Genomic DNA, 12,335 nt, shown 5'->3' on the forward strand with positions numbered 1-12,335 from the left:
CGTGTTGCCTGCGCTGGGCGCAGTATATCCGTTCGGGCGAAGGCGTGAGCAGCGTGCCATCACGGAGCGCAACGCACCTCGTCGGCGCACAGAAGACCTCGCCACGGGCGTCTCGGTTCCCCTCGCCGCCCCGTCGCCACTGGCCTTGCGACGGCGTGGCACGTGGCTTGCTCCGCCCCGGACACGTGGCGCCGCCAGGGCGCCTTTCGTGGGGGAATGTCGGGTGATCGAATTCAACAAGGCCATTCTGGACTGCATGCGCGACCTGCGCCGACGGCTGCGCGACGAACAGGCACTGGATATCCACTTCCAGCAGGACGATGCCATCCGCCGGATGCTCCAGGCCTGCGCCGGCTCCGAGCGGGAAGAAACCCGACAGCTGGGCCAGCGGCTCAGCGCGCTGAGCGGCGTGATGCCGCCGCGCATGGTGCAGGAGCCGAGCTTCCGCCCGGCGACAGGCGGCGAGCGGCAGTATTCCGGACCGCTGCGCGGCTGAGCGCCGGACGCCACCCTACAGGAGCGAGCTTGCTCGCGAACAGCCCCCGCAGCGGAGCCGGTTCGCGAGCAAGGACCGGGCGTCCCCTTCGCGCCTATAAAAAGCGGGCGATCACCCCCCGCGCAGCCGCCACCAGTCGCAGAACTCATCCAGCGCATCCCACAGGCTGGCCTGCGGGTCGTAGTCCAGGTACTGGCGGGCGCGGGCGATATCCAGGGTGAAGTCCTTGGCCAGCACCGCCACCCCCAGCCGGTGCAGCGCCGGTTCGGGGCGCCCCGGCAGCGCCCGGCACACGCCTTCGTTGAGCAGCGCCAGCGTGCGGGCCAGCGGATAGGGCATGTGCCGCGTCACCGGCGGCAGCTCCAGGCGGCGCAGCACGTAGTTGACCGCGTCCCACAGCGGCAGCGGCTGGCCGTTGCTGATGTTGTAGGCCTGGCCGAGCGCCGCGTCGTCCGCCATCAGGCTGGCGAACAGCGCGTCGTTGAGGTTCTGGATGCTGGTGAAGTCGACCCTGTTCAGGCCCTGGCCGATGATCCGCAGGCGGCCCTTGCGCTGCGCGGCGATCAGGCGCGGGAAGAGGCTGGTGTCGCCGGCGCCGGTGACGAAGCGCGGGCGCAGCGCCAGCACCTCCAGGCCGAATTCCTGGGCGCCGAGGGCGACCCGTTCGGACTGGTACTTGGTCGAGGCATAGTGGTTGACGAAGCGCTTGGGCACCTGCCGCTCATGGATGCCGACCCGGGAGAGGCCATCGAAGTAGATCGACGGCGACGACAGGTGCACCAGCCGGCGCACGTGCTGCTTCAGGCAGGCCTCGACCACCGCCTCGGTCAGCGCCACGTTGGCCTGGTGGAAATACTCCTGGCGCCCCCACACGCCCACCGCGCCGGCGCAATGCACCACGGCATCGACATCGCCGCACAGCGCGCGCACCAGCGCCGGGTCGGACAGGTCGCCGGCCAGGAACTCGGCGCCGCGCGCCACCAGCGGCTGCAACGCCTCCTCGCGACGGCCGTTCACCCGCACCGCCAGCCCCTGCTCCAGGGCGAAACGGGCAAAGCGTCCGCCGATGAACCCGCTGGCTCCGGTGACCAGAATCTTCATGCACGCCACTCCTGCTTTCCTGTTGGCCGCCCCGGCCCCGCACGCCGGAAACGAATCCTTGCAGACCGCGCCCCGGCGCCAGGGTTGCACGACTTGCGGCCGGTGACGGACGGGAGGCGGAAAGAACTACGCTTTAGGGATCGGATTTTCCGCGAGCACACAGCATGAGCAAACCCCACTGGATGATCTACGGCGCCAACGGCTACACCGGCCGACTGGTGGCCGAACAGGCGCGGCGCGAGGGCCTGGCGCCGCTCCTCGGCGGGCGCAACCCGGCCAGCCTGCACGCGCTGGGCAGCGCCCTGGGGCTGGAGTGCCGGGTCTTCGACCTGGGCGACAGCGCCGCCGCCCACGCCGCGCTGGCGGATGTCGCGGTACTCGCCAACTGCGCCGGCCCCTTCTCCGCCACCGCCGCGCCGATGATCGAGGCGTGCATCGCCAGCGGCGCCCATTACGTCGACATCACCGGCGAAATCGCCGTGTTCGAGTACGCCCACGGCCTCGACGAGGTCGCCCGCGCGGCCGGCATCGCGCTCTGCCCCGGTGTGGGCTTCGACGTCATCCCCACCGACTGCGTCGCCGCCTGCCTGAAGCAGGCCATGCCGGAGGCGACCCACCTCGCCCTCGGCTTCGACAGCGGCAGCGGGCTGTCGCCGGGCACCGCCCGGACCACGGTGGAGGGCCTCAAGCTCGGCGGCAAGGTGCGCGAGGCCGGCCGCCTGCGCGACGTGCCGCTGGGCTACAAGCGCCGCGACATCGACTTCGGCCGCGGCCTCAAGCATGCCGTGACCATCCCCTGGGGCGACGTGGCGACGGCCTGGTACTCCACCGGCATCGGCGACATCGAGGTCTACCTGCCGGTGCCCCCGGGCGCCGCCTTCGGCATGCGGGTGATGGACAAGCTGCGTCCGCTGCTGGGCCGCGAGCGCGTGCAGGAGTGGCTCAAGGAGCAGGCGGACAGGCGCGTCCACGGCCCCGACGAACTGGCCCGCGGCAAGCTGCGCACCTGGGTCTGGGGCGAAGTGCGCAACGCCCGTGGCGAGCGGCGCACCGCGCGGCTGGAAACCGCCAACGGCTACGACGTGACCATGCACGGCGTGCTGCTCGCCGTGCGCCACCTGCTGGCCAACCCGGACACGGCCGGCTACTTCACCCCGTCGCAGCTGTTCGGCCCGCGCTGCATCGAGCAACTGCCGGGCAGCGGCACCATCGTCATTCGCGGCTGATCGGCACCAGCACGCCCGGCGCCTTCGCCAGCAGGTGCCGGGTCAGCGCGGCAAGCAATTCGCCGCCGTTGCGCCAGTGGTGCCAGTAGAGCGGCACGTCGATCACCTGCCCGGGCAGCATCTCCACCAGTTCGCCGCGCGCCAGCTCGCCGCTCACCTGCTGCTCGGGCACCAGGCCCCAGCCGAGGCCGCCGCTGGTCATGCGCACGAAGCCTTCGGACGACGGGCACAGGTGGTAGCTGAAGTGCCCGTCGAGGCCGAGCGCCTTCAGGTAACGGTGCTGCAACTGGTCGTCCGGGCCGTAGACGATGGCCGGGGCGCGCACCAGGGCCTGCGGCGTCACGCCGTTGGGAAAGTGCCGGGCGACGAACTCCGGGCTGGCCAGGCCGCGATAGCGCATCGCCCCCAGCGGCTCGCAGCGCCCGCCGGCCACCGGACGCGGGCTGGCGCAGACGCAGCCGGCCACCTCGCCGGCGCGCATGCGCTTGAGGCCGACTTCCTGGTCTTCCACCACCAGGTCCAGCAGCACGCGGCGCTCGCCGCAGAAGTCGCCCACCGCCTGCGCCCACCAGGTCGCCAGGCTGTCGGCGTTCAGCGCCAGGCGCAGGCGCTCGGGCGCGGCGCCATCGTCCAGCGCCGGCACCCATTGCTGCAGGTCGCCTTCGAGCAGACGCACCTGCTGCACATGGTTGAGCAGGCGCTGGCCGAGTTCGGTCGGCTGCGGCCGCGCCGCGCGCACCAGCACCGGCTGGCCAACCCGCGCTTCGAGCAGCTTGATGCGCTGGGAAATCGCCGACTGCGACAGCCCCAGCACCTGGGCGCCGCGCTCGAAACCGCCCTGCTCCACCACGGCGGCCAGGGCGGCGAGCAGCTTGTAGTCGAACATGATCAGTTTCCCTAATGAGTCATCAGCAGTATTGGTTTTTCTTATACAGCCGAACGCCGGACAATCGCCAGCATTCCCCCTCATCGACGGACGTCCCATCCATGGCTGGCGAAACCTCCCTGACCGCGCTGCTGCGCGGCATGACCCCGGTACTCAACGACGGCGAGTACGTGTTCTGCACCCTGCCCGATGGCCGTCTGCCGGCCGGCGCGCAGCCGCTGGGCAGCTTCCGCGAGCGCGAGGGGCTGACGCTGATCCTGCCGCGCGCCGAGGCCGAGCAGGCCGGGCTGGCGTTCGACTACGCCGCCGCCTGGCTGACCCTGGACGTGCATTCGGCGCTGCAGGCGGTCGGCCTGACCGCCGCGGTGGCGACTGCCCTGGCCAGCGCCGGGATCAGCTGCAACGTGGTCGCCGCCTGGTACCACGACCACCTGTTCGTCGCCCACGCCGACGGCCCGCGCGCGCTGGACGTGCTGCGCGCCCTGGCCGCCGACTCTCTATCCATGAATCCGGAGGCCTGAGCCATGTGGCAGAGCTACCTGAACGGCCTGCTGATGGCCGCCGGCCTGATCATCGCCATCGGCGCGCAGAACGCCTTCGTCCTCGCCCAGAGCCTGCGCCGCGAGCATCACCTGTCGGTGGCGACGCTGTGCGTGCTGTGCGACGCCATCCTGGTCAGCGCCGGGGTGTTCGGCCTGGCCAGGCTCCTCGCCGAGAACCCGACGCTGCTGGCCGTCGCCCGCTGGGGCGGGGTGATCTTCCTGGCCTGGTACGGCCTCAAGGCGCTGCGCCGGGCCATCGCCCCCGAAGCCATGGCCGACGCCGCGCAGACCGGCCCGCGCTCGCGCCGCAGCGTGCTGCTGGCGGCGCTGGCGGTGACCCTGCTCAACCCCCACGTCTACCTCGACACCGTGCTGCTGATCGGCTCCCTCGGCGCCCAGCAGGCGGCGCCGGGCGCCTACGCCATGGGCGCGGCCAGTGCCTCGCTGCTGTGGTTCTTCACCCTCGCCCTGGGTGCCGCCTGGCTCGCGCCCTGGCTGGCGCGGCCGGCCACCTGGCGCCTGGTGGACCTGATGGTGGCGGTGATGATGCTGGGCATGGCGACGCAGCTGGTGTTCGCCAACTGACCTGACCGCGCGCCGGAAAAACTCCGAACGACGATCCGTCATCCGGGTCTGTGCATAGTGAAGCGAACGCCCGCGCGGCCCTTCCCGTATGGCCTTGCCCCTACAGATGCTGCGTGGATATGCCGCAGGTCGGGTGCTATGATCGGACCTTCGCGGCGCTGGCGGCTACGGCCTGCCGGACGCAACTGGCGCGCTGCCCTGTTCCTTCGTGGACGCATTGCAGCGACGCCCGAATGCCGCGACAAACACGTAAACCGGCCCCGTGTACCGGTCGCGCGTTCGCCGCGCTAGCCCAGACTGAGTGAGATTAGGAGAGACACCATGGCTTTCGAATTGCCGCCGCTGCCTTACGCGAAGAATGCCCTTGAGCCGCACATTTCCGCGGAAACCCTGGAATACCACCACGACAAGCACCACAACACCTACGTCGTGAACCTGAACAACCTGGTCCCGGGCACCGAGTTCGAAGGCAAGAGCCTGGAAGACATCGTCAAGACCTCTTCCGGCGGCATCTTCAACAACGCAGCCCAGGTGTGGAACCACACCTTCTACTGGAACTGCCTGAGCCCCAACGGCGGTGGCCAGCCCACCGGCGCCCTGGCTGACGCCATCAACGCCGCCTTCGGTTCCTTCGACAAGTTCAAGGAAGAGTTCAGCAAGACCTCCATCGGTACCTTCGGCTCCGGCTGGGGCTGGCTGGTGAAGAAGGCCGACGGCTCCCTGGCCCTGGCCAGCACCATCGGCGCCGGCTGCCCGCTGACCAGCGGCGACACCCCGCTGCTGACCTGCGACGTGTGGGAACACGCCTACTACATCGACTACCGCAACCTGCGTCCGAAGTACGTGGAAGCGTTCTGGAACCTGGTGAACTGGGACTTCGTGGCGAAGAACTTCGCCGCCTGATTCCCGCCCCCAGCGTGACCCGAGAAACCCGGCCCAGTGCCGGGTTTCTTCATTCTGCGCGCGCAAGGCGCGGGGCTCGGCTAACCTGAAATGCCCAGGCGGTCAAAATCGCGATAATGGCCCTTTGACGTCACAGCCTCATTTGCCAATACTCAGACCAGTCTTTCGCCTGCGGCGATGAACAAGGAAAGCCCCTTGAAACTGGACCCCCGGCACAGCCTTTCACTCAAGCTGTTGCGCATGGTATTGCTCGCGGCCCTCGTGGTCGGGGTGGTACTGAGTTGTGCCCAGATCGTCTTCGATGCGTACAAGGCCCGCCAGGCGGTGCACAACGACGCCCAGCGCATCCTGGCGATGGTCCGCGACCCCTCCACCCAGGCGGTCTACAGCCTGGACCGCGACATGGCGATGCAGGTCCTCGAAGGGCTGTTCCAGCACGAGGCCGTACGCTACGCCGCCATCGGCCATCCCGACGAACCCATGCTGGCGGAGAAATCCCGCCCGCTGCTGAAATCCTCCACCCGCTGGCTGACCGACCCGATCCTCGGCGCCCAGCAGAACTACGCCATCCGCCTCGCCGGCCGCGGCGGCTCCAACGAATACTACGGTGACCTGAGGATCACCCTGGACACCGCGCCCTACGGCGAGGACTTCGTCACCACCTCGGGGATCATCTTCCTCTCCGGCATCCTCCGCGCCCTGGCCATGAGCCTGGTGCTGTTCATGGTCTACCACTGGATGCTGACCAAGCCGCTGTCGAAGATCATCGAGCACCTCGCCTCGATCAACCCGGACCGCCCCAGCCAGCACAAGCTGCCGATGCCCCATGGCCACGAGAAGGACGAGCTGGGCCTGTGGGTCACCACCGCCAACCAGCTGCTCGCCTCCATCGAGCGCAACGGCCACCTGCGCCGCGAGGCCGAGGACAGCCTGCTGCGCATCTCCCAGTACGACTTCCTCACCGGCCTGCCCAACCGCAAGCTGCTGCAGCAGCGCCTGGACCAGATCCTCGAAGGCGCCTCGCGCCAGCAGCGGCGGGTCGCCGTGCTGTGCCTGGGGCTGGACGACTTCAAGGGGATCAACGAGCAGTACAGCTACCAGTTCGGCGACCAGTTGCTGATCGCCCTCTCCGACCGCCTGCGCACCCGCAGCGCGCACCTGGGCGCCCTGGCGCGCCTGGGCGGCGACCAGTTCGCCCTGGTCCAGGCCGACATCGAGCAGCCCTACGAGGCCGCCGAGCTGGCCCAGCAGATCCTCGACGACCTGGAGGCGCCGTTCGAGCTGGACCAGCACCTGGTGCGCCTGCGCGCCACCATCGGCATCACCCTCTTCCCCGAGGACGGCGAGACCACCGAGAAGCTGCTGCAGAAAGCCGAGCAGACCATGACCCTGGCCAAGAGCCGCTCGCGCAACCGCTACCAGTTCTACATCGCCAGCGTCGACAGCGAGATGCGCCGCCGCCGCGAACTGGAGAAGGACCTGCGCGACGCCCTGGCGCGCAACGAGCTGCACCTGGTCTACCAGCCGCAGGTGGACTACCGCGACCACCGCGTGGTCGGCGTCGAAGCGCTGCTGCGCTGGCAGCACCCGACCCAGGGCTGGGTCGCGCCGGACCTGTTCATCCCACTGGCGGAACAGAACGGCAGCATCTTCAGCATCGGCGAATGGGTGCTCGACCAGGCCTGCCGGCAGCTGCGCGAGTGGCATGACCAGGGCTTCGACGACCTGCGCCTGGCGGTCAACCTGTCCACCGTGCAACTGCGCCACAACGCCCTGCCGCGGGTGGTCAGCAACCTGCTGCAGATACACCGCCTGCCGCCGCGTTCGCTGGAGCTGGAAGTCACCGAGACCGGCCTGATGGAAGACATCTCCACCGCCGCCCAGCACCTGCTGAGCCTGCGCCGCGCCGGCGCGCTGATCGCCATCGACGACTTCGGCACCGGCTACTCCTCGCTGAGCTACCTCAAGAGCCTGCCGCTGGACAAGATCAAGATCGACAAGAGCTTCGTCCAGGACCTGCTGCTGGACGACGACGACGCCACCATCGTTCGCGCCATCATCCAGCTGGGCAAGAGCCTGGGCATGCAGGTGATCGCCGAGGGTGTGGAGACGGTCGAGCAGGAGGCCTACATCATCGCCGAGGGTTGCCACGAGGGGCAGGGCTACCTGTACAGCAAGCCGCTGCCGGCGCGCGAGCTGACCCTCTACCTCAAGCAGGCCCGGCGCCTGGCCGAGGCCGCCGGCGGCTCCGGCGGATCGGTGGAGCGGCACTAGGCCCCGGCATCCGCCGCTTGATCCCGGAGCCGGCCCTGCAGGAGCGAGCTTGCTCGCGAACCTCCCGGCACCATGGCCCAGCCCGTTCGCGAGCAAGCTCGCTCCTACGAAAAGCGAAAGCCCCCGCAGTCACGGCATCCGCCGCCTTGCCGGCCCCACCACCGGCACGCGCAATCGAACACCCTTTTCAAAAATGCAAATCTTTCGCATTATGTTGCGGTTTTTCTTGCGCACTCAGCTCTCGTCTGCCCCCTATACCTCAAAGGAACCCCTCATGACACGTATGCCCTGGGCCACCGCAAGCCTGCTGGCCATCGCCATCTCCCTCGCCGGCTGCGGCGATGACAAGAAAGCCGAAGCCCCGGCGAACCAGGCCGCCGCTCCGGCCGCCAGCGCCCAGAGCAACGCCCCGGCGGCGGCCAAGATCGACGAGGCCGCGGTCAAGGCCGTGGTGAAGAACTACGCCGACATCGCCGAAGCCACCTTCGGCGACGCCCTGACCACCGCCAAGGCCCTGCAGGCCGCCGTCGACGCGCTGCTCGCCAAGCCCAGCGAAGCCACCCTGAAGGCCGCCCGCGAAGCCTGGCTGGCCGCGCGCGTGCCCTACTCGCAGAGCGAAGGCTTCCGCTTCGGCAACGCCGTGGTCGACGACTGGGAAGGCGCGGTCAACGCCTGGCCGCTGGACGAAGGCCTGATCGACTACGTCGCCAAGGACTACCAGCACGCCGAAGGCAACGCCGGCGCCACCGCCAACATCATCGCCAACACCGAGATCCAGGTCGGCGAAGACAAGATCGACGTGAAGGAAATCACCGGCGAGAAGCTGCTGAGCCTGAACGAGCTGGGCGGCTCCGAAGCCAACGTCGCCACCGGCTACCACGCCATCGAATTCCTGCTCTGGGGCCAGGACCTGAACGGCACCCAGCCGGGCGCCGGCAACCGTCCCTACACCGACTTCGTCCAGGGCAAGGACTGCAGCAACGCTCACTGCGACCGTCGCGCCGCCTACCTGAAGGCGGTCACCGACCTGCTGGTGGCGCAGATGGAAGAAATGGCCGGCAACTGGAAAGCCGGCGTGGCCGACAACTACCGCGCCAAGCTGGAGGCCGACAGCGCCGAGAACAACCTGCGCAAGATGTTCTTCGGCCTGGGCAGCCTGTCCCTCGGCGAGCTGGCCGGCGAGCGCATGAAGGTCGCCCTGGAAGCCAACTCCACCGAGGACGAGCACGACTGCTTCAGCGACAACACCCACCAGACCCTGTTCTTCGATGCCAAGGGCATCCGCAACATCTACACCGGCGAGTACAAGCGCGTGGACGGCAGCGTGGTGAAAGGCCCGAGCCTGTCCGACCTGGTGGCCAAGGCCAACGCCCAGTCCGACAGCGAGCTGAAGGCCGACCTGGAAGCCACCGAGGCCAGAATGCAGGCCATCGTCGACCGTGCCGAGAAGGACGGCGTGCACTTCGACCAGATGATCGCCCCGGAAGACAAGGACGATCAGCAGAAGATCCGCGACGCCATCGCCTCGCTGGTCAAGCAGACCGGCGCCATCGAGAAGGCCGCCGCCGCGGTCGGCGTGCAGGACCTGAAGCCGGACACCGCCGATCACCAGTTCTGATCCGCGCGGGTCGGCGCTGCGGCCCCAGGCCGCGGCGCCGGCCGGTCCAGGCAAAGCCCCGTCGTGCGGGGCTTTGCCGTTTTCGTGGACGGAAAATCCGGGTTCTCAAATACAAATTTTTCATATTTGCATTTAACGCCCCTGATAAAATGGCACGTTGCTATTTCACGCCCTGGAACTGAAGTCGATGCTCCACCGCCGCGCCAATCTGCGACTCGTACCGCTGCTCTGTGTCCTCGCCCTTGCCGCGTGCAAGCCGGAGACTTCCCGGCACGCCGTGGCCGAACCCGGCGAAGCGCTTTCCGGCGGCGCCGCCACGGTCGGCCAGAGCGACCGCAATGCCTACTCCATGCCCTCGGCCAACCTCACCCCGAGCCGCCGCCTGGACTTCAGCGTGGGCAACAGTTTCTTCCGCAACCCCTGGGTGATCGCCCCGTCCACCACCACCGCGCGCGACGGCCTGGGCCCGCTGTTCAACACCAACGCCTGCCAGAACTGCCACATCAAGGACGGCCGCGGCCATCCGCCGGAGCCTGATGACATCAACGCGGTGTCCATGCTGGTGCGCCTGTCGATCCCGGCCGGCCCGGAGGATGCGCGCACGCTCAAGCGCCTGGGCGTGGTGCCCGAGCCGGTGTACGGCGGCCAGTTGCAGGACTCGGCGATTCCCGGCGTAGCGCCCGAAGGCAAGGTGCGGGTGGACTACCAGCCGCTGCCGGTGACCTTCAAGGACGGCACCGTGGTCGAGCTGCGCAAGCCGACCCTGCGCATCAGCGACCTCGGCTACGGCGCCATGCACCCGGACACCCTGTTCTCCGCGCGCATCGCCCCGCCGATGATCGGCCTGGGCCTGCTGGAATCGATCCGCGAGGCGGACATCGTCGCCAACGCCGACCCGGACGACCGCAACGGCGACGGCATCCGCGGCCGCGCCAACCAGGTCTGGGACGACGCGCGCCAGCAGACCGCGCTCGGCCGCTTCGGCTGGAAGGCCGGGCAGCCCGACGTTCCCCAGCAGGATGCCCACGCCTTCGCCGGCGACATGGGCCTGACCAGCGACCTGGTGCCCAGCGACGACTGCACCGAGGCGCAGGTCGACTGCCGCAACGCCATCGACGGCGGCAAGCCGGAAGTCAGCCAGCACATCTTCGACCAGGTCGCCTTCTACGCCCGAAACCTCGCGGTGCCGGCGCGGCGCAAGGTCGACGATCCGCAGGTGCTGACCGGCAAGGGCCTGTTCTTCGACAGCGGCTGCACCCGCTGCCACACCCCGAAATTCACCACCGGGCCCAACGCCGCCGAGCCGGAACTGGCCAACCAGGTGATCCGCCCCTACAGCGACCTGCTGCTGCATGACATGGGCCCCGGACTCGCGGACAATCGCCCGGAATTCCTCGCCGGCGAACGCGACTGGCGCACGCCGCCGCTCTGGGGCATCGGCCTGACCGAGACGGTCAACGGCCACACCCAGTTCCTCCACGACGGCCGCGCCCGCAACCTGCTCGAAGCCGTGCTCTGGCACGGCGGCGAAGCCGAAGCGGCGAAGCAGCGCGTACTGACTTTCGACGCCGGGCAGCGCGACGCCCTGCTGGCGTTCCTGAATTCCCTCTAAGGAGCCGAGCCGAACATGTTCCGCCCCCGCCTACTGATCACCAGCCTCGCCATCGCCCTGGGCGCCTGCTCGCCCACCGACCCGCAGGCCACCACCAGCGCCACGCTGGCCCAGCAGGTGATCCTGCCGACCTACAGCCGCTGGGTGGACGCCGACCGCGCCCTGGCCGCCAGCGCCCTGGCCTACTGCCAGGGCAGCGAGGACCTGGCCAAGGCCCGCGCCGACTACCTCGCCGCGCAGAAGGCCTGGGCCGAGCTGCAGCCGCTGCTGGTCGGCCCGCTGGCCGAGGGCAACCGCGCCTGGCAGGTGCAGTTCTGGCCGGACAAGAAGAACCTGGTCGCGCGCCAGGTCGAGCAGCTGCTGGGCAGCGGCAACCCGATCACCCCGGCGACGCTGGACAAGTCCAGCGTCGTGGTCCAGGGCTTGACCGCCTACGAGTACATCCTCTTCGACGCGAAGATCGACCTGGCCAACGCCGAAGCCAAGGCGCGCTACTGCCCGCTGCTGGAAGCCATCGCCGCGCACCAGCAGGCCCTGGCGGAGAACGTCCTGGCGCAGTGGAAGCAGGACGGCGGCATGCTCGCCCAGCTCTCCAAGTTCCCCAACGACCGCTACGCCGATGCCCACGAGGCCATCGCCGAGCTGCTGCGCGTGCAGGTCACCGCGCTGGACATGCTGAAGAAGAAACTCGGCACCCCGCTGGGCCGCCAGAGCAAGGGCATCCCGCAGCCGTTCCAGGCCGAGGGCTGGCGCAGCGACGTCTCCCTGGCGAGCCTGGACGCCAGCCTGACCGGCGCCCAGGCGCTGTGGAACGGCACCGACAACAAGGGCCTGCGCGTCCTGCTGCCGGCCGCGCAGAAGGAGCTGGCAGGCAGGATCGACGCCGCCTACGCCGACACCCACGGCAAGCTGAAGGCCATCAACCAGCCGCTGAGCGAGCTGCTCAAGGACGACGCCGGGATCAAGCAGCTGAACGAGCTGTACGACAGCCTCAACGCCATCCATCGCCTGCACGAGAGCGACCTGGCGAAGGCCCTCGGGGTGCAACTGGGCTTCAACGCCAACGACGGCGACTGATCGGCTGCGCGTCAG

The 12,335-nt window shown here is 69.0% G+C and carries 11 protein-coding genes; 9 read left to right on the forward strand and 2 right to left on the reverse strand.

The annotated features are described in order from the left end of the window. The first annotated feature begins 226 nt into the window (after positions 1–226). A complete protein-coding gene (locus AC3B6A_RS22850; protein WP_488403676.1) occupies positions 227–496 on the forward strand; it encodes a hypothetical protein in 270 nt (89 codons plus the stop codon). 111 nt (positions 497–607) lie between these two features. On the opposite strand, the gene AC3B6A_RS22855 is transcribed toward AC3B6A_RS22850, so the two are convergent. After that, entirely contained in the window at positions 608–1,597 is a 990-nt protein-coding gene (locus AC3B6A_RS22855) for an NAD-dependent epimerase/dehydratase family protein (RefSeq protein WP_488399394.1), read from the reverse strand. 164 nt (positions 1,598–1,761) lie between these two features. Here AC3B6A_RS22855 and AC3B6A_RS22860 point away from each other — a divergent pair, with 164 nt between their 5' ends. Next, entirely contained in the window at positions 1,762–2,823 is a 1,062-nt protein-coding gene (locus tag AC3B6A_RS22860; RefSeq protein ID WP_488399395.1) for a saccharopine dehydrogenase family protein, read from the forward strand. On the opposite strand, the gene AC3B6A_RS22865 is transcribed toward AC3B6A_RS22860, so the two are convergent. Continuing rightward, positions 2,810–3,715: a LysR family transcriptional regulator ArgP gene (locus tag AC3B6A_RS22865; protein WP_488403677.1), complete on the reverse strand. Its 906-nt coding sequence runs from the start codon at positions 3,713–3,715 to the stop codon at positions 2,810–2,812. The genes AC3B6A_RS22860 and AC3B6A_RS22865 overlap by 14 nt on opposite strands. A 95-nt stretch (positions 3,716–3,810) precedes the next feature. On the opposite strand from AC3B6A_RS22865, the gene AC3B6A_RS22870 reads away from it, so the two are divergent. From AC3B6A_RS22870 to AC3B6A_RS22900, 7 genes are all read left to right on the forward strand, one after another. Further along, entirely contained in the window at positions 3,811–4,230 is a 420-nt protein-coding gene (locus AC3B6A_RS22870; RefSeq protein ID WP_488399396.1) for an ACT domain-containing protein, read from the forward strand. A gap of 3 nt (positions 4,231–4,233) precedes the next feature. Beyond that, on the forward strand, positions 4,234–4,836 hold the full coding sequence (locus tag AC3B6A_RS22875; protein ID WP_488399397.1) for a LysE/ArgO family amino acid transporter: 603 nt from the start codon (positions 4,234–4,236) through the stop codon (positions 4,834–4,836). 321 nt (positions 4,837–5,157) lie between these two features. Further along, positions 5,158–5,739, forward strand: coding sequence for a superoxide dismutase [Fe] (gene sodB, locus AC3B6A_RS22880; protein WP_152225940.1), 582 nt, complete (start codon positions 5,158–5,160; stop codon positions 5,737–5,739). Positions 5,740–5,934: 195 nt separating this feature from the next. Continuing rightward, a complete protein-coding gene (locus AC3B6A_RS22885) occupies positions 5,935–8,013 on the forward strand; it encodes a putative bifunctional diguanylate cyclase/phosphodiesterase (RefSeq protein ID WP_488399398.1) in 2,079 nt (692 codons plus the stop codon). 274 nt (positions 8,014–8,287) lie between these two features. Further along, positions 8,288–9,631, forward strand: coding sequence for an imelysin family protein (locus AC3B6A_RS22890; protein WP_488399399.1), 1,344 nt, complete (start codon positions 8,288–8,290; stop codon positions 9,629–9,631). 187 nt (positions 9,632–9,818) lie between these two features. Next, a complete protein-coding gene (locus AC3B6A_RS22895; RefSeq protein ID WP_488399400.1) occupies positions 9,819–11,243 on the forward strand; it encodes a di-heme oxidoreductase family protein in 1,425 nt (474 codons plus the stop codon). 15 nt (positions 11,244–11,258) lie between these two features. Then, positions 11,259–12,320, forward strand: a complete 1,062-nt coding sequence (locus AC3B6A_RS22900) for an imelysin family protein (RefSeq protein WP_488399401.1) — start codon at positions 11,259–11,261, stop codon at positions 12,318–12,320. Positions 12,321–12,335 lie beyond the last annotated feature (15 nt).

It is taken from the genome of Pseudomonas sp. B12(2026), from assembly GCF_057767015.1.

What these genes read in the sequence shown, in the direction of transcription:
- AC3B6A_RS22855 (WP_488399394.1), bottom strand. Translation starts at nt 1,597, where the DNA reads ATGAAGATTCTGGTCACCGGAGCCAGCGGGTTCATCGGCGGACGCTTT.
- sodB (WP_152225940.1), top strand. Translation starts at nt 5,158, where the DNA reads ATGGCTTTCGAATTGCCGCCGCTGCCTTACGCGAAGAATGCCCTTGAG.
- AC3B6A_RS22890 (WP_488399399.1), top strand. Translation starts at nt 8,288, where the DNA reads ATGACACGTATGCCCTGGGCCACCGCAAGCCTGCTGGCCATCGCCATC.
- AC3B6A_RS22860 (WP_488399395.1), top strand. Translation starts at nt 1,762, where the DNA reads ATGAGCAAACCCCACTGGATGATCTACGGCGCCAACGGCTACACCGGC.
- AC3B6A_RS22870 (WP_488399396.1), top strand. Translation starts at nt 3,811, where the DNA reads ATGGCTGGCGAAACCTCCCTGACCGCGCTGCTGCGCGGCATGACCCCG.
- AC3B6A_RS22895 (WP_488399400.1), top strand. Translation starts at nt 9,819, where the DNA reads ATGCTCCACCGCCGCGCCAATCTGCGACTCGTACCGCTGCTCTGTGTC.
- AC3B6A_RS22875 (WP_488399397.1), top strand. Translation starts at nt 4,234, where the DNA reads ATGTGGCAGAGCTACCTGAACGGCCTGCTGATGGCCGCCGGCCTGATC.
- AC3B6A_RS22900 (WP_488399401.1), top strand. Translation starts at nt 11,259, where the DNA reads ATGTTCCGCCCCCGCCTACTGATCACCAGCCTCGCCATCGCCCTGGGC.